Annotated in this window: 23 protein-coding genes; 11 read left to right on the top strand and 12 right to left on the bottom strand. The window is 74.6% G+C overall.

Features of this window, described 5'->3' with window-relative positions:
- Positions 1 to 11: 11 nt before the first annotated feature.
- Positions 12 to 830: a hypothetical protein gene (locus TK50_RS04440; protein ID WP_043961596.1), complete on the top strand. Its 819-nt coding sequence runs from the start codon at positions 12 to 14 to the stop codon at positions 828 to 830.
- A gap of 89 nt (positions 831 to 919) precedes the next feature.
- On the opposite strand, the gene TK50_RS04435 is transcribed toward TK50_RS04440, so the two are convergent.
- Positions 920 to 2,083: an FG-GAP repeat domain-containing protein gene (locus tag TK50_RS04435; RefSeq protein WP_082106161.1), complete on the bottom strand. Its 1,164-nt coding sequence runs from the start codon at positions 2,081 to 2,083 to the stop codon at positions 920 to 922.
- 120 nt (positions 2,084 to 2,203) lie between these two features.
- On the opposite strand from TK50_RS04435, the gene TK50_RS04430 reads away from it, so the two are divergent.
- From TK50_RS04430 to TK50_RS04420, 3 genes are all read left to right on the top strand, one after another.
- Entirely contained in the window at positions 2,204 to 2,536 is a 333-nt protein-coding gene (locus tag TK50_RS04430; protein WP_043961594.1) for a YkvA family protein, read from the top strand.
- A 74-nt stretch (positions 2,537 to 2,610) separates the two neighbouring features.
- Complete coding sequence (locus tag TK50_RS04425; protein WP_043961593.1) at positions 2,611 to 3,018, top strand: pyridoxamine 5'-phosphate oxidase family protein; 408 nt, start codon at positions 2,611 to 2,613, stop codon at positions 3,016 to 3,018.
- A gap of 91 nt (positions 3,019 to 3,109) precedes the next feature.
- On the top strand, positions 3,110 to 3,733 hold the full coding sequence (locus tag TK50_RS04420; protein WP_043961592.1) for a hemerythrin domain-containing protein: 624 nt from the start codon (positions 3,110 to 3,112) through the stop codon (positions 3,731 to 3,733).
- Between the two features lie 60 nt (positions 3,734 to 3,793).
- On the opposite strand, the gene TK50_RS04415 is transcribed toward TK50_RS04420, so the two are convergent.
- The 3 genes from TK50_RS04415 to TK50_RS04405 form a co-directional block, all read right to left on the bottom strand.
- Positions 3,794 to 4,036: a ferredoxin gene (locus tag TK50_RS04415; protein ID WP_043961591.1), complete on the bottom strand. Its 243-nt coding sequence runs from the start codon at positions 4,034 to 4,036 to the stop codon at positions 3,794 to 3,796.
- 19 nt (positions 4,037 to 4,055) lie between these two features.
- Positions 4,056 to 5,258 (bottom strand): cytochrome P450, encoded by a 1,203-nt coding sequence (locus tag TK50_RS04410; protein WP_043961590.1) that lies wholly within the window; start codon positions 5,256 to 5,258, stop codon positions 4,056 to 4,058.
- 251 nt (positions 5,259 to 5,509) lie between these two features.
- Entirely contained in the window at positions 5,510 to 5,695 is a 186-nt protein-coding gene (locus TK50_RS04405) for an antitoxin (protein ID WP_043961589.1), read from the bottom strand.
- A gap of 161 nt (positions 5,696 to 5,856) precedes the next feature.
- On the opposite strand from TK50_RS04405, the gene TK50_RS04400 reads away from it, so the two are divergent.
- The gene (locus TK50_RS04400; protein WP_241773915.1) at positions 5,857 to 7,050 is read left to right on the top strand and encodes an AI-2E family transporter; all 1,194 of its coding nucleotides are present in this window, start codon (positions 5,857 to 5,859) and stop codon (positions 7,048 to 7,050) included.
- Between the two features lie 13 nt (positions 7,051 to 7,063).
- On the opposite strand, the gene TK50_RS04395 is transcribed toward TK50_RS04400, so the two are convergent.
- Positions 7,064 to 7,747, bottom strand: coding sequence for a dienelactone hydrolase family protein (locus TK50_RS04395; protein WP_043961588.1), 684 nt, complete (start codon positions 7,745 to 7,747; stop codon positions 7,064 to 7,066).
- A gap of 129 nt (positions 7,748 to 7,876) precedes the next feature.
- Between TK50_RS04395 and TK50_RS04390 the strand changes: the two genes are divergently transcribed.
- From TK50_RS04390 to TK50_RS04380, 3 genes are all read left to right on the top strand, one after another.
- Positions 7,877 to 8,269, top strand: coding sequence for a MerR family transcriptional regulator (locus TK50_RS04390; RefSeq protein ID WP_043961587.1), 393 nt, complete (start codon positions 7,877 to 7,879; stop codon positions 8,267 to 8,269).
- Positions 8,239 to 8,595, top strand: a complete 357-nt coding sequence (gene trxA, locus TK50_RS04385) for a thioredoxin (protein WP_043961586.1) — start codon at positions 8,239 to 8,241, stop codon at positions 8,593 to 8,595. The genes TK50_RS04390 and trxA overlap by 31 nt, the downstream gene beginning before the upstream one ends.
- A 102-nt stretch (positions 8,596 to 8,697) precedes the next feature.
- Positions 8,698 to 8,880: a hypothetical protein gene (locus tag TK50_RS04380; protein ID WP_043961585.1), complete on the top strand. Its 183-nt coding sequence runs from the start codon at positions 8,698 to 8,700 to the stop codon at positions 8,878 to 8,880.
- 63 nt (positions 8,881 to 8,943) lie between these two features.
- On the opposite strand, the gene TK50_RS04375 is transcribed toward TK50_RS04380, so the two are convergent.
- From TK50_RS04375 to TK50_RS04365, 3 genes are all read right to left on the bottom strand, one after another.
- Positions 8,944 to 11,316 (bottom strand): glycoside hydrolase family 65 protein, encoded by a 2,373-nt coding sequence (locus TK50_RS04375; RefSeq protein WP_043961584.1) that lies wholly within the window; start codon positions 11,314 to 11,316, stop codon positions 8,944 to 8,946.
- Complete coding sequence (locus TK50_RS04370) at positions 11,313 to 12,065, bottom strand: beta-phosphoglucomutase family hydrolase (protein WP_043961583.1); 753 nt, start codon at positions 12,063 to 12,065, stop codon at positions 11,313 to 11,315. Before TK50_RS04370 ends, TK50_RS04375 begins: the two co-directional genes overlap by 4 nt.
- Before the next feature lie 68 nt (positions 12,066 to 12,133).
- On the bottom strand, positions 12,134 to 12,601 hold the full coding sequence (locus TK50_RS04365) for a DUF4442 domain-containing protein (RefSeq protein WP_043961582.1): 468 nt from the start codon (positions 12,599 to 12,601) through the stop codon (positions 12,134 to 12,136).
- Positions 12,602 to 12,725: 124 nt separating this feature from the next.
- Here TK50_RS04365 and TK50_RS33475 point away from each other — a divergent pair, with 124 nt between their 5' ends.
- Complete coding sequence (locus tag TK50_RS33475) at positions 12,726 to 13,361, top strand: hypothetical protein (RefSeq protein WP_043961581.1); 636 nt, start codon at positions 12,726 to 12,728, stop codon at positions 13,359 to 13,361.
- Positions 13,358 to 16,456 (top strand): M48 family metalloprotease, encoded by a 3,099-nt coding sequence (locus tag TK50_RS04355; protein ID WP_043961580.1) that lies wholly within the window; start codon positions 13,358 to 13,360, stop codon positions 16,454 to 16,456. Before TK50_RS33475 ends, TK50_RS04355 begins: the two co-directional genes overlap by 4 nt.
- A gap of 46 nt (positions 16,457 to 16,502) precedes the next feature.
- Here TK50_RS04355 and TK50_RS04350 read toward each other — a convergent pair whose 3' ends face one another.
- The gene (locus TK50_RS04350; RefSeq protein ID WP_043961579.1) at positions 16,503 to 16,691 is read right to left on the bottom strand and encodes a DUF397 domain-containing protein; all 189 of its coding nucleotides are present in this window, start codon (positions 16,689 to 16,691) and stop codon (positions 16,503 to 16,505) included.
- Entirely contained in the window at positions 16,682 to 17,485 is an 804-nt protein-coding gene (locus TK50_RS04345) for a helix-turn-helix domain-containing protein (RefSeq protein ID WP_043961578.1), read from the bottom strand. The genes TK50_RS04350 and TK50_RS04345 overlap by 10 nt, the downstream gene beginning before the upstream one ends.
- Positions 17,486 to 17,694: 209 nt before the next feature.
- Between TK50_RS04345 and TK50_RS04340 the strand changes: the two genes are divergently transcribed.
- On the top strand, positions 17,695 to 18,036 hold the full coding sequence (locus tag TK50_RS04340) for a hypothetical protein (protein ID WP_043961577.1): 342 nt from the start codon (positions 17,695 to 17,697) through the stop codon (positions 18,034 to 18,036).
- Between the two features lie 135 nt (positions 18,037 to 18,171).
- Here TK50_RS04340 and TK50_RS04335 read toward each other — a convergent pair whose 3' ends face one another.
- Positions 18,172 to 19,278, bottom strand: a complete 1,107-nt coding sequence (locus TK50_RS04335) for a hypothetical protein (protein WP_043961576.1) — start codon at positions 19,276 to 19,278, stop codon at positions 18,172 to 18,174.
- A gap of 112 nt (positions 19,279 to 19,390) precedes the next feature.
- Positions 19,391 to 20,704, bottom strand: a complete 1,314-nt coding sequence (locus tag TK50_RS04330; RefSeq protein ID WP_043961575.1) for an ABC transporter ATP-binding protein — start codon at positions 20,702 to 20,704, stop codon at positions 19,391 to 19,393.
- Positions 20,705 to 20,788: the final 84 nt, after the last annotated feature.

The following is a 20,788-nucleotide window of genomic DNA, read 5'->3' as shown; positions in this document are numbered from 1 at the left end:
AGGTGCCCCTCATGCAGACCGCGCTCTCCTCCGTCCTGCTCGACGTGCCCCGGGCCGCCGCGATCTGGCTGGCCCTGCTCGTCCTCGCCGTCGTCGCCGTGGCCGGCCTGGTCGCCCGGCCCGACCTGTTCCGCTCCGTGATCGGCGGGCGGATCCGCGAGGCCGCCATGCCCAGCCTCCTGGAGGAGGCCGCCGAGGAACGCGCCCAGCGCCGGTACGCCGACGAGGTGGCGACCGCGGCGGAACGGGCCGCGGCGACCGCCAGCCGGATGCGGGCCGAGTGGCTGTCCGCACAGGATGAGGTCGAGGCCGCGTGGCAGGCGTACGAGGCGGCGGAGGCAGACGTCCGCCGGCTGGCGGCCGCCACGGCCCTGCCCCGCCCGCACACCGAGCGCACCCCCGCCGAGTACGCCGACCGCGAGCGTTACCTGCACCGGGCCGCACTGGACGCGTACTGGCGTCGGGAGCTGTCGGAGGAGCAGCTCAGCGACGTGTTCGCGCACCGCAACGGGTGGGACCCCCGGCTGCACCCGGTCGACCAGGAGCTGGTGCTGCGCCGCGCCGTACGCGACCACCTGCGCGCCCGGCAGGAGGCCGCCCAGGAGCGGGAGCAGGCCGCCTGGCGGGCCGCCGAGCAGGCCGCCGTCGCCGCGCGCAGCCTGCGGGACGAGGCCTTCGCCGCGACCGTGCCCGCCCCACAGGAGCAGGAGTCGCTGCTGCCCGGGGTGGGCGACGAGCCGTCGCCGGCCGCCGAGCAGACCCGGGAGATGCCGGTGGTCGCCCGGCAGAAGCCGGCCGTGGCGAGGGGCCGGGCCGCCGTCCCGGCCTGAGCGGCCACGCCTGACGGGTGAGGGTGGCCGCCGCGCCCCGGACACCGTGCCGGCCGCCGCCGAGCGGGTCGGGGCGGCCGACACGGGGCTCAGAGCTGCCGCAGGATGGCCACCTTGTCGTAGGCGACGGCGACGACGTCCGGCTTGCCGTCCCCGGTGACGTCACCGATGGCCACGCCGTCCCGCTGGGGCCCGACGCCGTCGACCCGGTTCGTCGTGTACCCGCCGAGCGTCCCGGTCGGCTGCTGCAGGTGGACGCTCACCGCCAGCCAACTGTCGTGGGTGACCGCCAGGTCGTTGCGACCGTCGCCGGTGAGGTCGCCGACGGCGAGACCGGAGGCGATGTCGTAGGCCGGATACCGCACCGGCGTCGTGGCGAGCCCACCGGCGCCTTGGGTGAACACCTGGACGGCGGAGTCGGGGGTGTTGCCGCTGACGCTCGTCACCAGGTCGGCCCGGCCGTCGCCGGTCACGTCGCCGACCGCCGCGCCGTTGCTGACCCGGCGGTAGCCGTTGCCGTCCTCCGGCGTCCGGTACGTCGTCGCCGGCCCGAAGGAGCCGTCCACGCGGCGCAGCCGCACCCACGTGCCGTGCCGGTAGAACTGGGCGACGTCGAGCCGGGCGTCCCCGTTGAGGTCGGCGGCGAACACCTGCTCGCCCGGGGCGCCGGCGAGGTACGGCCCGGTCACCGTCGAGTGGACCGGGAAGGCACCGGTCGCGGTCTGCGCGTGGATTCGCACCTCGCCCGGCCGCGCGCTGACCACCAGGTCCGGCCGGCCGTCCTCGGTGACGTCCGCGATCGCGACGTCTCCGGCGCTCCCCGCGACGAGCACGGGTGCGGCGAGCCGCCCGCCCCGTTGGAACAGCAGGTCGACCCCGGCGGACGACGACAGCGCCACGTCCGTGCGCCCGTCGCCGTCGATGTCGGCGACCGCGAGGCGTACGTCGCTGTTGTAGCCGCCGTGCGCGACGATCCTCGTCGGAGCGCCGTAGCTGTGGTCGGCGCGCTGGGCGAAGAGCAGCACCGAGCTCGTCTGCGTGCCGTCCACGGCGTCGACGCCGACGACGATGTCGGGTCGCCCGTCCCCCGTGACGTCGGCGACGGCGACGGCGTTGGTGGCCGTCGACCCGCTGGCGAGATACTGCGGGGGCGCGAACGTCCCGCTGCTCGCGGCCCCGGCGGCTGCCGGCACCGCCGCCCCGGCCACTGCGGCGAGCGTCGCCGCCAACCCGAAACTGGCACGTCTGTCCATTGCGAATCCCCCGTCACCGTACGGTCACCCATCGACCACTGTCGGCGCTCCCTCTTCCCTGAGCGCCGACGGCGCAAACTCTGTCGCCCTTCTTCGCCCCCGGTCGGCTAGCGTGGGCGCATGACGGAGCGCACCTGGCTGCTGGTCGTCGCCGGCCTCGTCGTGGCGGCGACGCTCGTCGGCGCCGTCGTGCTGGCCGTACGGGTGGTCCGCACCCGCAAGCTGCTCGGCACGCTGGGCGTCGGCGGCAAGGTCGCCTTCTGGGGTGCGCTGGCCTACACGATCTTCCCGATCGACGTGCTCCCCGACCCGATCTACCTCGACGACATCGGGGTGCTCGCCGCCGCCCTGCTCTACCTGGGCCGGCTGGTCCGGCAGCACCGCGCCGCCCAGCGGCAGCTTCCCGGCCAGCCCGGGCCGCAGGAGGACAGGACGCGCCGCCCGGTCGGCTGAGCCCGTGCCATGATCGGGGCCGGGCTCCCGCGTCGGGGGCGGCACGGTGCGGCGGGATCGGACAGGGGCGGGACATGCCGGGCGACCATCGGTTGGGCATCCACGACGAACGGGTCCTCGCGTTCTGCCGGGAGCGGCACCTGGCCACCCTGACGACGCTGCGCGCGGACGGGACCCCGCACGTCGTACCGGTCGGGATGACCCTCGACCCGGCCGCCGGCCTGGCCCGGGTGATCACGTCGGGCACGTCGGCCAAGGCCCGGCACGTCGCAGCGGCCGGTGCGGCGGGCACCCCGGTGGCGGTCTGTCACGTCGACGGGAGGCGCTGGCTGACCGTGGAGGGTCGGGCGGTGCTGCGCGCCGACCCGGCGTCGGTCGCCGAGGCCGAGCGCCGGTACGCCGAGCGCTACCGCGTCCCGCGCCCCAATCCGCAGCGGGTCGTCATCGAGATCGCCGTGACCCGGGTGCTGGGCAGTCTCTGACCGGTTCGGACGGTCTTTGACCGGTTCGGACGGTCGCCTCGGGGTACCAGCCTCAGCACCGACCGATCCGCAACCGGTAAGGGGCACCGACATGACCGACCCGCAGAGCAGGACCGACCACCCGCAGGGCGTGACCGACCAGGACGTCGTGGACGTACTCGTCGCCGACCACCGCGCGGTGGAGGCGATCTTCGTGGAGCTGGAGGGCCGGCAGGGCACCCCGGAGCACCGCCGGCAACTCGCCGACGTGGTGATCGCCGAACTGGTCCGCCACTCGGTCGCCGAGGAGCAGTACGTCTACCCGGCCGCCCGCAAGGCGCTGCCCGACGGCGACCAGCTCGCCGAGCACGAGATCGCCGAGCACGCCGAGGCCGAGCGGACCATGAAGGAGCTGGAGTCGGTCGACCCGTCGGAGGCCCGGTTCGAGCCGCTGCTGGGTCACCTGGCCAAGACGATCCGCCACCACGTGCAGGAGGAGGAGGCGGAGCTGTTCCCCCGGCTGCGCGCCGCGATGGCCCGGGAGGAACTGGTGGAGCTGGCCGGCAAGGTGCAGGCGGCGAAGAGGTCGGCGCCGACCCGGCCGCACCCGGCCGCGCCGGACCACCCGCCGGCGAACCGGCTGCTCGCCCCTGGCACCGGCCTGGTGGACCGGCTACGGGACGCCCTCAGCGGCCGGCCCACCTCCATGGAGGAGCTGCGCGACAAGCAGCTCTGAACTGTTGCGGTGACGCACCGCCGACACCGGTTCGGGGTCGGTGTCGACGGTGGTCACCGGTCAGGGCTCGGGGGCGATCCGCCGGCGACTGTCCGCCTCGGAGACGAGGATCGCCTCCATCGGGCAGGAGTCGGCCGCGTCGAGGACCGCCTGCGCCGGGGCCACCCGCTCGGCCAGCGGGCGGGACAACCCGTCCACCAGGCCGAAGTGCTTGGGTGCCGTCCCGGCGCAGATGCCCGAGCCGATGCACCGGGTCGGGTCCACGTGCAGCCGCCACCCCGGGCCGGACTGCCCTTCCTCCATGCTCACCTGATCCTCCCCCTCACCAGGCCACCGGCATCGCGGTGAGGCCGCGTACCAGCAGGCCGCTCTTCCAGATCAGCTCCGGCTCGGGCACCGCCAGGCGCAGCCCCGGGGTGCGGTCGAGCAGCGTGTCCAGCACCACCTGGAGCTCCATCCGGGCGAGCTGGGCACCGACGCAGTGGTGCACCCCGTGCCCGAAGCCCAGGTGCGGGTTGACCTCCCGGCCCAGGTCGAGCCGGTCGGCGTCGGCGAAGACCGTCTCGTCCCGGTTGGCCGACGGGATCGACACGACCACCGGCTCGCCCGCGCGCACGAGCACGCCGCCGATCTCGACGTCCTCCTTCGCGTAGCGGGCGAAGGCGGCGGTCGCGCCGAGCGGGACGAAGCGCATCAGCTCCTCGACCGCGCGGGGGACCAACGTCCGGTCGGCCCGCAGGCGGGCCCACTCGTCGGGGTGCTGCAGCAGGACGTACACGAAGTTGGGGATCTGCGTGACGGTGGTCTCGTGGCCGGCGGCGAGCAGCCCCGCCGCGAGCTGGACCACCTCCTCCGCGCTGAGCCGGTCGTCGGCGTCGCGGGCCCGGACCATCGCGCCGATCAGGTCGTCGGTGGGTTCGTCGCGCCGCCGCGCGATCAGCTCGCCCATGTACGCGAACAGGTTGTCGATGTACTGCTGGATCTGCTCCTGGCTCAGCGAGGTGGTCGAGACGATCGCCTCCGACCAGGTGTGGAACTTGTCCTGGTCGGTGACCGGCACACCGAGCAGGTCGCAGATGACCCGGATCGGCAACGGGGTGGCCACGTGCTCCACCAGGTCGGCCGGCGGGCCGGCGGCGAGCAGATTGTCGACCAGCTCGTCGGCGATCTGCCGGGTGCGGGGCCGCAGCTCCTCGACCCGGCGCGCGGTGAACGCGCGGGCCACGAGCCGGCGCAGGCGGGTGTGGTCGGGCGGGTCCATGGACAGGATGCCGCCCTGGATCTGCCGCGCGGTGTTGCGCGGCTCGTCGCGCCCCACGGCGGCGGCCCGGCTGAACCGGGCGTCGCCGAGCACGGTACGCACGTCGGCGTGCCGGGTGGCCAGCCACGCCGGCTCGCCGTACGGCAGGCGGACCCGGATCAGCGGCTCGTCCCGGCGCAACCGGGCGTAGCGCGGATCGAGGTTGAGCCGGTCGGGATCGCCGAACGGGTAGCGCTGGATCGTCGCCTCGGATGTGTCGGTCACCGGATGACTCCCTCTCGTCCGCAGCCCCGCCGTCGGGCCGCCCGGTCCGCCGGGGCGACCCACCTGGAGTCATGCCCCGAATACGGATCGTAGCGAGAGAGTTCGATGATCGGCCAGTGAGCGGGACCGGATTTCCGGCCCGGGTCGCCTTGACGAGAATCCCCCTGGCCCGCCCCGGCGCGGCGGCTGCTCCGACACGACGGTCCCGGGGCGCCTCGGCGTGGCGGCCCGGGACCGGAGACGGGTCGGGGTCAGCGCGGCGAGGTGTCGCCCTCGCCGGTGCGCCGCTGGGCCATGTCGACACCCTTGTCGATCTGCTTGTCGTACTTGCCGCCGCTGCGCTGGTCGGCCATGTCGCCGGTCTTCTCGATGCCCTGGTCGACCTGCTTGTCGTGCTTGTCGGCGAAGTCCTTGGCCTTGTCCATGAAGTCACCCACGCGCTTCCCCTCCTCCACTGATTCCCTGACGGGAGCGTTCCCTGCCCCCACCCGCACAAACCGCCGCCGGATCGGCCGCGCCCGCCGACCTTGGACAGTTCGCGTTCCGTCCCAGCGACAACCGTCCAAGATTGGTACGAGGTGGGGCGGGTGTCGGGGAGGTGGCGTTCGGGTACGGGGAACTCGCCGAGAAGTGGGAGGGTGACGTGGTCGACGACGGTGCCGGGGATACGACGGACGACGGGCAGCGCGCCGGGCGGGTCGCGGTCGACGCGAGCGGCGCGGGGTCGCGCCAGGCGTGGGCCGGGCTGCCGTGGCTGGTCCGCTCTGCCGTGCTGTGGAGCGCCTGCCTGGTGGTGGTCGTCGCCGGGCTGTACCTGGTCGGGAAGATCGCCGTACTGCTGGCCCCGCTGGCGATCGCGCTGGCCGCGACGCTCTTCCTCACCGCCCTGCTCGACCCGGTGCTGCTCCTGCTGCGCCGGCTCCGGCTGCCGGCGGCGCTGGCCGCCCTGCTCACCGTGCTGTTCCTGCTCGGCATCCTGGTCGGCGTCGGGGTGCTGGTGTGGAACCTGACCGCCAGCCAGTTCAGCGAGCTGAGCCAGGAGCTGGACCAGGGCCTCCAGCGGACCCGGGACTTCGTCACCTCCACCCTCCCGGTGACCGACGACCAGCTCGACAAGCTGATCCGGCAGACCCGGGACGGGCTGGGCGGCGGCGCCCCCGACCCGGTCGGCGGGGCGCGGACTGCCGCCGAGGTCGCCGGTTCCGTGCTGCTCTCCCTGGTGCTGCTTTTCTTCCTGCTCAAGGACGGCCGGTCCATGTGGCACTGGGTGCTGCGCCGCACGGCCGGCCCCAACCGGGACGTCGCCGCCGAGGCCGGCCGGGTGGGCTGGCGGACCCTCGGCGCGTACAGCCGGGGGACGATGATCATCGCGGCGATCGACGCGCTCGGGATCGGCCTGGCCCTGGTGCTGCTGCGGGTGCCGCTCGCCCTGCCGCTGGCCCTGATCACCTTCCTCGGCGGGTTCGTCCCCATCATCGGGGCCACCGTGGCCGGGGCGGTGGCGGTGCTGGTGGCGCTCGCCGCGAAGGGGCCGACCGTCGCGCTGCTCACGCTGGCCGCCGTGATCGCCGTACAGCAGATCGAGGGCAACCTGCTGGAGCCGCTGGTGATGAAGCGGCAGGTCCAGCTGCATCCGGCGGTGGTCCTGGTGGCGGTGACGGCCGGCACGCTGATCGCCGGCATCGCCGGGGCCTTCGTCTCGGTGCCGATCACGGCGGTCGTGTACCGGGTGATCGACACCGTGCAGCGGCACCGGCAGGCCGCCACCGGACGGCCGCCCGCGCCCGCCTGAGACCGATGGCCCGTCAGGTGGGCGGGCGCAGGTGGGTGGCGAACCAGTCGGCCGCCGCGTCGGCGACCTGCTCCAGCGCGCCCGGCTCCTCGAACAGGTGGGTCGCGCCGGGCACCACCCGCAGCTCACCGACGTCACCCAGCTCCGCCACCGCCTGCTCGTTGAGCGAGATCACCTGCTCGTCCAGCCCACCCACCAGCAGCAGTGTCGGGGCGGCCACCCGGGGCAGGGCGATGCCGGCCAGGTCCGGTCGGCCGCCCCGGGAGACCACGGCCCGCACCCGCTCGGGGCGGGCCGCCGCGGCGACCAGCGCGGCGGCGGCACCGGTACTCGCGCCGAACAGGCCCACCGGCAACCGGGCCAGCGTCGGCTCGACGGCCATCCAGTCGACGATCGCGGCCAGCCGGTCGGCGAGCAGCCCGATGTCGAACCGGAGTTCGGCCGTACGGGCGTCGACCCGGTCCTCCTCCGGCGTGAGCAGGTCCACCAGCACCGTGCCGAGCGCCCGCCCGTTCAGCACCCCCGCCACGGCCGTGTTGCGGGGGCTGTGCCGGGAGCTGCCGCTGCCGTGCGCGAAGAGCACGACGCCCGTGGCCCCGGCCGGAACCAGGACGTCGGCCGGCAGCCCGGCGTCACCCGCCGGGATCGTCACCTCGCCACCCCGGGTCGTCGTGCCCACCTGTCCCCGTGCCGCCATCGCACATCCTCCCCACGGCTTCCGCCTCGTCCGGCGTCGCTTACCCGCCCTGGCGGCCGGGATTCGCCGTTGCCTTGACATCGGCGGCAAGGTCTAGCGTTGCGGTCGGCGGCGGGCGAAGGAGGTCGGATGCTGATCGGTGAGCTGGCGGAACGTGCCGGCACGAGCACCCGGACCCTGCGGTACTACGAGTCGCAGGGGCTGGTCCGGCCCCGGCGCTCCGCCAACGGCTACCGCGTCTACGACGAGGCGGAGCTGCGGGTCGTACACGAGATCCGGGCCCTGCTCGCGGTGGGCTTCGGCCTGGACGACATCCGGCCGTTCGTGGCCTGCCTCCGGGCCGGGCACGCCTCCGGGGACGTCTGCCCGGACTCGGTGGCCGTGCTGCGCCGCAAGCTGGCCGAGGTGGACGCCTACCTCGACCGGCTCGGCGCGGTGCGGCGACAGCTGCACGACCAACTCGCCCAGGCCATCGCGTACCGGGAGGAAACATGCCTCAGGAAACGGGAACCACCCCGCTGACCGCCGTCACCGACGCCTCGTTCGCCGCGACGGTGCTCGCCGCCGACCGGCCGGTGGTCGTCGACTTCTGGGCCGAGTGGTGCCCGCCGTGCGTGGCGGTCTCCCGGAGCCTCGCCGAGTTGGCCGTGGAGTTCGGCGACCGGCTGCGCATCGTCACGCTCAACACCGACGAGAACCCGGCGACGACCCGGGCGTACCAGGTGATGTCGATGCCGACCCTGCTGGTGTTCCGCGACGGGGAGGTGGTCGGCTCCACCGTCGGGGCCCGCCCCAAGAGCAACCTGCGGCTGAGCTTCGCGCGGCACCTGGAGCCCTGGCGGCCCTGACCCGGCTCGCCGCCGCTGCGGTTTGCCGCCGGGCCGGGCGGGAAGGCCCGGGGTGACCGCAGCACCGGCGCAGCCGCGCCCCGACGGATCGCGAGGATCGTCATGGCCCGACGACAGGACAGGTCCAAGCAGCAGACCGCCGAGCGGGACGAACAGCGGGAACGGGACGCCGAGCGCAGCCGGGACTGGGCGGACGAGGCGGCGCAGGCCCGCACCGCCGACGACCCGAGGGCCGTCGCCCCGCACGACGCGGCCGGTCGCCCCTCGAACGGGCGGCAGTTCTGACCCCTCCCCGGTCGGTCGGGGAAGCGCCCCGGCCGACCGGGAACGCCCGCCGGGCGCGGAGCTTCAGCCGAGCTGCTCTGGGAGGCGGAGCAGCGGGGCCCGGCCGGGCGGCTGCTCCGGTTCGGTGGCCGGCGGCGTGAACGGCGGCACCGGCACGGTGACCGGCTCCGCGTAGGTCACCCGCACCTTCTCGCCGTGGTGCCGCAGCTCCACCACGTCGTCGGCGCGGCCGTGGCGCAGCGCGTACGTCGTCTGGTGCGCCCGGACGTCGACCCGCAGCCGCAGCCCCCGCCACTGCAACGAGAACTCCAGCCGGTCGAGCCGGCTCGGCAGCCGGGGCGCGAACGCGAGCATCCCGTCGTGGTCGCGCAGCCCGCCGAACCCGGCGACCAGGGCGATCCACGCCCCGGCGAGGGACGCCATGTGCACCCCGTCGCGGGTGTTCTCGTTGAGGTCGTGCAGGTCCATCAGCGCGGCCTCGCGCAGGTACCGGTGGGCCAGCTCCAGGTAGCCCACCTCGGCGGCGATCACCGCCTGCGTGCAGGCCGACAGCGACGAGTCCCGCACGGTGCGCCGCTCACAGTAGAGGAAGTTGCGCCGCTTCTCCTCCTCGGTGAACGCGTCCCCCCGCCAGTGCATGGCCAGCACCAGGTCGGCCTGCTTGATGACCTGCTTGCGGTACAGGTCGAAGTACGGGTAGTGCAGCAGCAGCGGGTACTTCTCGGTCGGCGTGTGCTCGAAGTCCCACTCCTGGAGCCGGGTGAACCCCTCCACCTGCTCGTGCACCTCGACGCCCTCGTCGTACGGGACGCACATCGCGTTCGCCGCGTCCCGCCAGGCCGCCGCCTCCTCCTCGGTGACCCCCAGGCCGATCGCCTGGTCCCGGAAGCGCATCGCGCACTGGGCGGCGGTAAGCAGGTTCCGCTGCGCCATCAGGTTGGTGTAGACGTTGTCGTTCTTCACGGCCGTGTACTCGTCGGGGCCGGTCACGCCGTCGATGTGGAACCGGCCGTGCCGGTCGTGGTGGCCGAGGGAGCGCCACAGCCGGGCCGTCTCGACCAGCAGCTCCAGGCCGATCTCCCGTTCCAGCCCCTCGTCGCCGGTGACCAGCACGTACCGGCGCAGCGCGTCGGCGATGTCGGCGGCGATGTGGAACGCCGCCGTCCCCGCCGGCCAGTACGCCGACGACTCCGGCCCCTCGATCGTGCGCCACGGGAAGGCCGCCCCCGCCAGGTTCAGGGTGCGGGCCCGCTCCTGCGCCTGGGCGAGGGTGGAGTACCGCCAGTACAGGGCGTCGCGCACCGCCCCCGGCTGGGTGTAGGTGAGCACCGGCAGCACGAACATCTCGGTGTCCCAGAACGCGTGCCCGTCGTACCCCGGGCCGGTGAGGCCCTTCGCGGAGATCGGCCGGCGTTCGGCCCGCGCCCCGGACTGGAGCACGTGGAACAGCCCGAACCGCACCGCCTGCTGCACCTCCGGGTCGCCCTCGACCCGGACGTCGGCGACGTCCCAGAACTCGTCGAGGTATTCCCGCTGCTCCCGGCGCAGCCCGTCCCAGCCGTCGAGGCGGGCCCCCGTGAGGGCCGCGCCGACCTGGTCGCGCAGCGCCGGCAGCGACCGGCGGCTCGACCAGCCGTACGCCAGGTACTTGACCACCCGCAACTTCTCGCCGGGCTTCAGCACGCAGCCGACGGTGGTGCGGACCCAGTCCTCGTACCCCTCGGTGGTGACGGTGGTGTGCTCCGGGGCGTGCACGTCGTGGTCCATGGCGGCGGCCACCCGCAGCCCGCTGACCTTCGTGCGGTGGATGAGCAGCCCGCCGTCGTTGGTGGTCAGTTCCTCCTCGGCCTGCAACGGCGACTCCAGCACCGCCGCCACCCGGGGGTCGCGGCTCTGCGCGGGGAGGTTCTCGTTCGCCACCAGCTCGGACTGGAGGATCAGCCGCAGCGGCCCGTCGACCGCCTCCACCTCGTAGTTGATGCAGGCGACCGAGCGCTGGGTGAACGACACCAGCCGCGTGCTGCGCACCTTGACCTCGCGCCCGGCCGGGGTGCGCCAGTGCAGCTCCCGGTGCAGGGTGCCGGCGCGCAGGTCGAGGATCCGCTCGTGGGCGAGGAGTTCGCCGTACCGGACGTCGAGGGGCTCGTCGTCGACGAGCAGCCGGATCAGCTTGCCGTTGGTGACGTTGACGATGGTCTGGCCGGACTCGGGGAAGCCGAACCCGGCCTCCGCGTACGGCAGGGGGCGCAGCTCGTAGAAGCTGTTCAGGTACGTGCCGGGCAGGCCGTGCGGCTCGCCCTCGTCGAGGTTGCCGCGCAGGCCGATGTGCCCGTTGGAGAGCGCGAAGACCGACTCGGACTGCGCCAGGACGTCCATGTCGAGCCGGGTCTCCCGGATGTGCCAGGGCTCCACCGGATAGGCGCGTTCCCGGATCATGCGTCGGGTCTCCTGTCCACGAGGTCGGCGAGGTCGGTCACCACGACGTCCGCCCCGTGCGCGCGCAGCTCGTCGGCCTGGCCCACCCGGTCGACGCCCACGACGTACCCGAATCCGCCGGCCCGGCCGGCGGCAACCCCGGCGAGGGCGTCCTCGAAGACGGCGGCCTGCGCGGGGTCGACGCCGAGCAGCTTCGCGCCGGCCAGGAACGTGTCGGGGTGCGGCTTGCCGCGCAGCCCCTGCTCGCGGGCGACCACCCCGTCGACCCGGGCCTGCAGCAGCGACTCCAGCCCGGCGGCGGCGACGACGTCGCGGCAGTTGGCGCTGGCCGAGACGACGGCGCGGCGCAGGCCGGCGTCGGCTGCCGCCCGCAGGTACGTCACGGAGCCCGGATAGACCTCGACCCCGTCGGTGTGGATGCGCTTGAGCAGGACGGCGTTCTTCCGGTTGCCGACGCCGTGGACGGTGTCCGCGTCGGGCGGGTCGTCGGGCGAGCCCTCCGGCAGGACGATGCCCCGGGAGGCGAGGAACGACCGCACCCCGTCGGCGCGGGGCTTGCCGTCGACGTACCGGTTGTAGTCGGGGCCGGGGTCGAACGGCCGGTACGGCTCGCCGGTGGCCGCCGCGCGGCGCTGGAGGAACGCGTCGAACGTCTCGGTCCACGCGGCGTTGTGCACCCGGGCGGTCTGCGTCAGCACACCGTCCAGGTCGAAGAGACACGCGGTCACGTGAGCAGGCAGGCCCAGCACGGTACGAATCTATCCACCCCCGGAATCCCCCAAACCCGTTTGGGGAGAAGGAGGGGCCCGCGCGGGGATCAGCGGTGGGGGCGCAGGGTCCAGACGACCGTCATCGCCGAGGTGGGGGTGCCGTCCTCGGTGGCGATCTCGACGTCGACCGGGAACTCGGGCCGCCGGCCGGCCTCCAGCTCTGCGACCACCTCGGGCGCCGGCCGACCGAGCCGCGCGGTGGCCAGCACCGGACCCATCGCCACCTTCCCGTACGCGATCTCGGCCCGCACCGCCAGCGGCACCGCCCGGTCGAGGAGCTGCCCGAACGCGGCGAGCACCACCGCGCCGGAGGCGGTCTCGCCGAGGGCGAACATCGCTCCGGCGTGCGGGCCGCCGACGTGGTTGTGGGTGGCCGGCGAGTCGGGCAGCCGGACCACGGCGCGCACGCCGCCGTCGGCCTCGGGGGCCACCTCGACGAATTCGACGCCGAGCGTGCGGGCGAACGGCACCGCCTCCAGCATGCCGGCGGCGACCTGGCGCGAGTCGATGGTCATGCCCGCACGTTACTCCGCAGTAACTTGCGGCTCAAGCGTCGGCTGCGGAGGCCGGCGGGTGGAAGTGTTCGGTTCCCGACCCGACGCTGTCGGATGCTGGCGCGGCGGCGGCACGATGGGGAGCGTGATCGATGCACAGCAGCGCGCCGCAGCCCTCGTCGTCGACGCCGCGCGCCGCGCGGTGACCGGCTATGCCCCGGAGGAGCTGGAGGTGTTCGACGGGGTGGCCGCCGGCTGGCGGGAGCAGGCCGCGAGGGGGGCTCGGCAGCAGGAGGCCCCGGGCAGCGCGGTCGGCTTCGGCATCGACACCACGCTCGTCAGCGAGCTGTTCCTCCAGGCCATGTCCGCCGCCGTGACCGAGGTGCTCGTGCTCGGCGTGACGGGGGTCGGCGCGGGGCTCCGGGCCAGGTGGCTGCGACACCGCGGCCGGGACGCGACGACGGCCGAGTCGACGGAAGCGCTCGCACCGACGGAAGCGCTCGCACCGAACTCGGCTGGCGAATCCGCGAAGGTCGCCAGCGAACCGGAGGGACCGGCCACCGGATCGGCGGGACCCGCAGCCGGCACCGGCCCGACGGCAGCGAAGGCACCGGAGGCCGGCACCGGGCCGGCCGACGGGCTCGGGTTGACCGGCCCCCAGGTGGCCGCACTCCAACAGGCGTGCCGCCGGCACGCGCTCGCGCTGGGCCTGCCGGCGGACGCGGCCGATCTGCTGGCCGACGCCCTGGTGGGCGCGCTGGCCGCACCGGGCGACCGGTGACCCGGCCAGCCGGCACACCCGAGGCGGGCCGCGACGAGCCCCCGCCACCCCAGGACCGCGACGAGCCCTCGCCACTCCATGACCGTGACACGACGACGACGCCCGGCCACGACGGCGACGGCGGCACGCCGTACCGGCTGGGCTGGCTGTACCTGCTCGTCGTCGCGGCGCTGGTCGCCATCGGGATCAGGGCGGGTGACCTGCTCTTCCTCGCCAACCGGGCATGGAGCCTGCCCTGGGCAGCCGCCTTCGCCGAGTGCGAGCTGGCATACGGGGCGACCGCCGCGAATCCCATCCCGCCCGGGTTCACCGACTGCATGGCCGGTCCGGCCCGAGAACGTGGGTTGGTCATGCTCGGGGCGGTGGGCGTGGTGCTGGCCGGCGCGGCCCTGTTGCTGCTGCTGGTGCCGGCGGTCGACCAGTGGCGGCTGCGCCGGCACCGGGGCCGGTTCGCCGTGCCGGGGGCGGCCGACCGGTTCGACGCGCTCTGCGACGACAACGGGCTGACCGGCCGCAACCGGCCACGCCTGCTCATCGCCGGCCCGCCGGTCCGGCAGGCGTTCACCATCGGGGTCGTCGGCCGGCGGCCGCTCGTCGTGCTCCCGGCGGGGGTGGCCGTGGCGTACCGCGACCCGGCCCGGTTCGACCCGGTCGTGCAGCACGAGCTCGCCCACGTACGGGCCCGCGACGTGACCTGGGCGGCTGCCGTACGAGGACTCGTCTGGTTGCCCGTGCCCGCGGTCGCCGCCGGCATCCTCGTGGAGATTGCCTCCAACCAGCAGACCTCCCCCCTCTCGCAGACCACCAGCAGATGGCTGGGTGGCTCGCTGCTCACGGTCCTGCTCCTGGCGGGCCTGGTCACGCTGCTGGCGGCCAGCCTGCTCCGGATGCGTGAGCGGGAGGCGGACCGGCACGCGGCCCGGGCCGGCCAGGCGGACGCGTTGGCCGCGCTGCTGCGCGACGCCGCCGCCCGGACGGCGCCGGCCGGCAACCGGTTGGCCGTCGCGCTGCGCAGCCCGTTCGCCCGCCACCCCCGGCCGCTGGACCGGGTCCGGTCGCTGCGGCAGCCGGACGGACGCGACGGCGACCTGGCGCAGGGGCTGGCCGTCGGCGCGGTGACGGTCATGGCGATGGCCGCCGCCGCGAACCTCACTTGGGCGCTGCACTACGCGGCGCAGGGCTGGCTGCCGACGGCCGCCGCCGCCTGGGTCGGTGCCGCGCTGCTCGTCGGCGGGCTCCTGCCGTCGCTGCTCTGCCGCGCGGAGTCGGCCCGGCGGACCGGAGTGCCGGCCACGTGGTGGCGGCCGGTCGCGGGCACGGCGACCGGCCTTTCCGTGGCCGCGTTCGGCACGGCGATGCCGTCCCTGCCCGGTGCGGATGGGCTGTTCCTGGCCCCGGGGACGGCGGACGGCCTGCTCTTCGCCGCCGCTACCGCAGCGCTGGGCGCGGGCGCGGTCGGCCTCTGCGTGGCCCTCGCGACCGTGCTGGCCGGGACCAGGCCCTCGACAGGCCCGGCACGGGCTGCGGGACGGCTCGCCGGGCACCTCGTGGCGATCGCCGCCACGGCCGTCCTGCTGTGGCCGCTGCACATACTCGCTACGGTGTTGCACACGGACCTCCCGGAAGCGTTCCGGGCCTGGCTGGTCTACTCGCTGCCGAAGGCCGCCTGGCCAGCGGCGCTCGCGCTGCCGGCGCTGATCGCGGTGCGGTCGCTCGCCACCGGGCCAGGCGCACTGCGCCGGGCACTCGGCTCGGTCGAGGCGAGGACCGCCGCGCTCGCCGCGCTCGTCGGCGGCACCGCCGCGATCGTGCGTACCCAAATCGATCCACCCGCGACCATCGACGAGGCGCTCCGCGCGGCGCAGGCCCGGTGGCTGCTCTGCGCCCTGACCGGCTGGGTCGTCCTGCTCGCGACCGCGACGAGGCCGGGCCCGCGGGCCCTCGCCCGTGGGCTGCTCGCCGCCGGGTCCGCGACGGTCCTGGCCGGCTTCCTCCAGTACGCGCACTCGGCCGTGACCGGGCGCTCGGCCGACGTCCTGGCCCTGCGGCTCGCTGTCGGGACGCCCCTGGTCTGGCTGCTGTTCCTGACGGCGCTCACGTCGGCCGTCCTGCTGCTGCGCCCGGCCCGCACCGCGCTGCCCGACGGCACCCCAGCCCACGCCGCGCCCCGCGACAGCACCCCGGCCCGCACCGCGCCGCCCGGCCGTGTCCCGCAGTCGCCCGACCGCCCAGCGCTGCCGGGCCGGCTGGTCCTGCCGGCGACCGGGCTGGTCATCGTCCTGTTGGCCGGGGTCGTCCTCGGCCCGGGAGTGCCCGGCAGCTACGCGCCGGTGCCGCTGCCCGCCGCCCTCCCGTCGGCTCCGCCGGACGGCACCGGCGCCGCCGCAGCGCCGGCCGGTTCGCCCGGACCCGGCGCGGACGGGACGATCCCCGCCGCTCCGACGACGACCACGGATCCGGCGCGCACGGGGCCACCGATTATCGGCAGCTCCGCCGACGCCGGTCGCCTGCTCACCGGCACCGAGGCCCGGAAGGTCGCGCGGGCGGTCCGGGCGGCACTGCCCAGGTCCTGGGTCGCCGAGGAGGCCGGGCCGGGCACCGAGTCCCGGATCGAACCGGCCGCCTGCCGCCCGCTGGCCCGGGACGCCTACCTTGACGGGCTGAAGCCCGGCGAGCGGGCAGCCGCCGAGGCGCGCTACTCCACGCCGCCGGGCCAGGTCGGCATTGCCTCGACCACGGCGAAGGTGACCGTCGCCTCGTATGCCGAGCCGGTGCCCGCCTCCGTGTTCGCCGCCGCAGAGGCCGACCGCGCCGCGTGCCGGCGGTTCACCGGCAGCAACGACGACGGCCCGCCCGTGCGGTTCGCGGTGCGCGCCCGGCCGGCGCCGGCGGCCGGCGAGCAGTCCTGGCGCGTCGACTACGGGCTATCGGTCGGCAGCGGCGTCAACGAGATCACCGGCAGCAGCGCGTTCGTCATGGTCCGGGTGGGCCACAACCTCGTCACGCTCACCGTGACCTCGGTGTTGCGGCCCCTGGACGAACGGCTCGTCGCCGACGCGCTGACCGCCGTCGTGCGCGCCCTCGACCGGCCCTGACCCGACCGCCCCTGACGGGAGGCGGCGTCTCGGCGGCGCACGTGCCTCAGCGGCGCTTCGCCTGGGCGACGAACGCCGCCCAGCTCGCCGGGGCGAACACCAGCACGGGGCCCCGCCGGTCCTTGCTGTCGCGCACCGCGACCGCCCCCGGCAGGTCGTCGGCCACCTCCACGCAGTTGCCCTGGTTGCCGCTGCTGCGGGAGCTCTTGCGCCAGGTCGCGCCGGTCAGGTCCATGCCTCTGCCGCCTCCATGATCGCCGTGAGCGTGGCACCGTGCGGCAGCGCCTCCGCCCGCACGGACTCCCACCCCTGCCGCAGCGAGTGTATGTCCACTGTGCGCTCCACGATGGTGCCCTGCAACTGGTTGTCCAGGTAACCGACGTCGTTCGCCTCGGGCAGGGTGGCGAGCACGAACGCGCCGTTGAGCCCCGGGTACGCGCCGGTCCCGCGCGGCACCAGGTGCAGGTGCACCCGGGGGCGGCGGCCCATCTCGACCAGGTGCCGCAACTGCTCGCGCATCACGGCGGGCCCGCCGACGGGGCGTTCCAGCACGGTGTAGTCGAGCACGGCCACGAGCTGCGGCGGGGCGGGCCGGTCGAGCACCGCCTGCCGGGCCAGTCGCGCGGCGAGGGGCGGTTCGATCGCCTCGCCGACGAGCTGGGCCGCGCCCTCGTAGAGCGCGCGGGCGTACCCCTCGGTCTGGAGCAGGCCCGGCACGACCAGCGGCTCGAAGCTGCGCAGCGTGGTGGCCTCCTGCTCGATGGTCACCCACTCGCGGAACCACGGCATCAGGCTCTCCCGCACCAGCGTGTCCCGGATCCGCACCAGCAGCCCCTCGCCGCCCAGCGTGTCGTCGCACCGCTGGGTGAACTCCTCCCGGGGCGGGCGGCGGCACTGCTCGACCGCCGCGACCAGCGACGCCGAGTAGTTGACCCGCTCGCCGAGGGCCTCCTGCGACAGGCCCGCGCCCGTCCGCAGGCGGCGCAGCTCGCCGGCGAACAGCTCCAACATGGGGATCCGATGGCTCATCTGCACACCTCTGCACACACGCCCCGGCCGATCCGGACGGCCGGGCTGGTGGGAGCGGAAAGACTTCTGAGAGTAGTACGACGATCAGCAGACTGTCACACAGCGGGGCCGCCGCCGCTTCCGCCCCCGGGAACGCGGCGCGACCGCACGGGCCCGCCCCGCCATTCCCCCGGCGGGGCGGGCCCCTCCCGGCGCGAAAGGAGACGTACGTGATCAGCCACCAGCTTCCGCAGCCCGGTGACGGGCCGGCGGCGGACCGCCCCCGGGCGTACCCGCCGCACGCCACGCCGCACACCCCGCTGCGCCCACTGTGGTGCTGCCGGGCGTGCGGGCAGCCGTGGCCGTGCGCCGAGGCGCGGTTGCTGCTCAAGGCGGACTACGCGGGCAACGCGATCGGCCTGTCGATCTACCTGTGCGGGATGTTCTACGAGGCGGCCCGGGACCTCTACCGGCTCAACCCCGACGACGGCCCCGCCCCCGCCGACCTGTACGCCCGCTTCGTCGCCTGGGGCCCGTACCGTCGCCGCCCACCCACCCCCGACCCCCCATGACCGGGCCACCGGTGACCCGGCTCGCCGCTCGGCTCTGGTGATCAAGAGGTTTGCGTCATCGTGGAGATCGACTCTGACGCTTTTCTCTTGATCACCAACGCCGGGGTGGGGGCGGGAGGCGCGGGCGGGAGGCGGCTAGAAGAGGTTGCCGAGGGTGCGGATGATCTCGGCGTAGAAGTTGCCCTCGATGCTGCGGAACAGCGCGAACCCCTCGCCGGGGCTGCCGAAGAACGGGCGCAGCGTCCAGGCGAGCTGGGTGCCGACGAAGCCGAACAGCAGGATCCACACGTACAGCAGGGTCATGCTGGCCGGGCGCTGCGCGTCCGGTGCGGGGCGGGCCGCCGGGTACGGCCACTGCCGGTGCTGCTGCGCCGGGTACCCGGGCGGGAGCAGGCCCGGCCCGGCCGGCACCAGGTGCTGCCCGGCCACCATCTGCTGCGGCGGGACGCCGACCGCGACGGGTACGGGCTCACCGGCCCCGTTCGCCGGGGTGGAGGCAGCCGGGGCGGCGGGAGTGGCCGGGGCGGCGGGAACTGGCGGAGTGGCCGGGACCGCCGGGGTCGCGGCGCTCGCGCCGTTCGCGCCGACCGCCACCGGCTCGGCGGCGGGCTGACCGACGGCCTGCGGCGTCACCTGAACAGCCGGCACCGCCAAGGCCGGCGCGGCCTGAGCAGCCGGGACAAGGGCCGGGGCAGCCGGGGCGACGGCCGGGGCGGCGACGGGAGGAGCCGCAGCCGGGGCGAGCAGGCCGTGGGCGTTGAGCACCTGCATCCCGCCGGTCAGGAAGCGCAGCCCGACCACCGCGCTCAGCGTCAGGATCGCGACGTTGAGCAGCTTGAAGAAGCCGTAGTCCGGGGCGGTGATCAGGAAGAACAGGCTGATCGGCGCGAACGCCACGGCCAGCATCGAGGTGACGGTGATCGCCACCATCACCAGCGCCAGCGACTGCCGCACCGACAGCCGGGCCCCGAACACGAGGTTGAACAGGTAGAGCGTGGGCAGGCAGATGGCGAGGGTGACCAGGAACAGCAGTGGGAGCTTGACCGCCGACGTCAGCGCCATCAGCACGCTGTGGAACGCCCCCAGCACCGCCCCGTAGCAGGCCAGGGCGACGCCGGAGCTGGCCAGCATGCGCAGCGTGAGGGCGTTGAGGTCGTGGTCGGCCACGATCTGCTGCCAGATGCCCTGCCGGTCGCGCAGGATGCGCTCGATGACGAGCGGGCTCGGACGGTCACCCGACACGGGCTGACCCCTTTCTCACACTGTGCTCAGTGGACGAGGTCCGCTGACCGTAGGGCACCGCCCGCCCCGCCCGCCACCCCGCTCGACTCCGGCGCGGATCGGAACGGGCCGCTCAGCGCCAGCCCACGTCGATCCGGTCGCCGCGCTCGTCGAAGAAGTGCAGGGCGTCCATGCGTACGGAGATGGCCAGCGGGTGCCCGGAGCTGACCGCCGGGTACGGGGCGAGCCGCACCGCCAGCTCGGCGGGGCGGCGGTGGTGCCGGCCCGGGTCGTTGAGCACGCTGGTGCGGTTGCCGCCGCCCCGGGCCGGCTCGGCGGGGGCCGCCTCGGCGTCGCCGGAGCGCCCGGTGAGCCGCTGCATGACCTGCCCGAACCGGCGCAGCCCGCGCTGGCCGCCGCTGGTCTCCTCGGTCCGGTTGCCCATCTCGTCGACCACGATCGCGGTGGCCCCGATGTCGAGGAACGCCAGCGACTCGTGGCCGTGGTGCTCCAGGTAGCGGATCCGGCCCTGGAGGACGTGCCCGGGGGTGTCCGGCGCGACCGGGGTGAGCGCCTCGGCCCGCATCCCGACCACGATCCGCTCGCCGTGGTAGTGCGCGACGGCCCGGCTGCGGATGTCGTCCCAGGGCAGGTAGAGCGACTGCTCGCCGAGGTTCAGCGCGACGTACCGGTCGAGGTGGACGTAGACCGACGCCTCCAGCAGGTTCATCCTCGGGCTGCCGAGGAACGCGGCGACGTAGAGGGTCGCCGGCCGCCCGTACACCTGGGTGGGGGTGCCGACGTCCTGGAGGACGCCCTTGCGCATGATCGCCACCCGGTCGGCCATGGTGAGCGCCTCGGCCTGGTCGTGGGTGACGTAGATGGTGGTGACGCCCAGCTCGCGGGTGAGGGCGGAGATCTCCGCGCGCAGCTCGGCCCGCAGGCCGCTGTCGAGGTTCGACAGGGGCTCGTCCATCAGGAACAGGCCCGGCCGGCGGACGATGGCCCGGCCCATCGCGACCCGCTGGCGCTGCCCGCCCGAGAGCTGGCTGGGCTTGCGGCCCAGCACGTCGCCGATGCCCAGCGCGCTGGCCACGTCGGCGACCCGTTCCCCGCGCGGCGACGGGTCCACCCCGGCCAGCCGCAGGGGGAAGCCGATGTTGTCGCCCACCGTCATGTGCGGGTAGAGGGCGAAGTCCTGGAAGACCATGGCGATCTTCCGGTCCCGGGGCGGCAGGTCGTTGGCCAGCTCGCCGTCGAGCAGCACCGCACCGGAGGTCGGGTCCTCCAGGCCCGCGATCATCCGCAGCACCGTCGACTTCCCACAACCCGACGGGCCGAGCAGGACCATGAACTCCCCGTCGTTCACGTCCAGATTTATCTTGTCGACGGCAACTGTGCCGTCCTGAAACACCTTGGTCACATCCTTGAGCGCGACGGTTGTCACCGTCTCCTCCCCAGCCCCTCGGTTGAACCCCGAATGAATGTGACCAGGATCATGGACGCCGCACATCGGGTAAACGTGCCATGT

The organism is Micromonospora haikouensis, assembly GCF_000876225.1.
In the GTDB taxonomy this organism is placed as follows: domain Bacteria; phylum Actinomycetota; class Actinomycetes; order Mycobacteriales; family Micromonosporaceae; genus Micromonospora; species Micromonospora haikouensis.
Note: the sequence above shows the minus strand (reverse complement) of the source record. Positions and strands in the feature narration are given on the sequence as shown.

Excerpts from the sequence above, each read along its gene's own strand:
- trxA (WP_043961586.1), top strand. The coding sequence starts at position 8,239 with ATGCCTCAGGAAACGGGAACCACCCCGCTGACCGCCGTCACCGACGCC.
- TK50_RS04395 (WP_043961588.1), bottom strand. The coding sequence starts at position 7,747 with ATGGCGGCACGGGGACAGGTGGGCACGACGACCCGGGGTGGCGAGGTG.
- TK50_RS04365 (WP_043961582.1), bottom strand. The coding sequence starts at position 12,601 with ATGACCATCGACTCGCGCCAGGTCGCCGCCGGCATGCTGGAGGCGGTG.
- TK50_RS04390 (WP_043961587.1), top strand. The coding sequence starts at position 7,877 with ATGCTGATCGGTGAGCTGGCGGAACGTGCCGGCACGAGCACCCGGACC.
- TK50_RS04425 (WP_043961593.1), top strand. The coding sequence starts at position 2,611 with ATGCCGGGCGACCATCGGTTGGGCATCCACGACGAACGGGTCCTCGCG.
- TK50_RS04435 (WP_082106161.1), bottom strand. The coding sequence starts at position 2,083 with ATGGACAGACGTGCCAGTTTCGGGTTGGCGGCGACGCTCGCCGCAGTG.
- TK50_RS04415 (WP_043961591.1), bottom strand. The coding sequence starts at position 4,036 with ATGGAGGAAGGGCAGTCCGGCCCGGGGTGGCGGCTGCACGTGGACCCG.
- TK50_RS04345 (WP_043961578.1), bottom strand. The coding sequence starts at position 17,485 with ATGAGCCATCGGATCCCCATGTTGGAGCTGTTCGCCGGCGAGCTGCGC.
- TK50_RS04380 (WP_043961585.1), top strand. The coding sequence starts at position 8,698 with ATGGCCCGACGACAGGACAGGTCCAAGCAGCAGACCGCCGAGCGGGAC.
- TK50_RS04375 (WP_043961584.1), bottom strand. The coding sequence starts at position 11,316 with ATGATCCGGGAACGCGCCTATCCGGTGGAGCCCTGGCACATCCGGGAG.
- TK50_RS04350 (WP_043961579.1), bottom strand. The coding sequence starts at position 16,691 with ATGGACCTGACCGGCGCGACCTGGCGCAAGAGCTCCCGCAGCAGCGGC.
- TK50_RS04430 (WP_043961594.1), top strand. The coding sequence starts at position 2,204 with ATGACGGAGCGCACCTGGCTGCTGGTCGTCGCCGGCCTCGTCGTGGCG.
- TK50_RS04420 (WP_043961592.1), top strand. The coding sequence starts at position 3,110 with ATGACCGACCCGCAGAGCAGGACCGACCACCCGCAGGGCGTGACCGAC.
- TK50_RS04440 (WP_043961596.1), top strand. The coding sequence starts at position 12 with ATGCAGACCGCGCTCTCCTCCGTCCTGCTCGACGTGCCCCGGGCCGCC.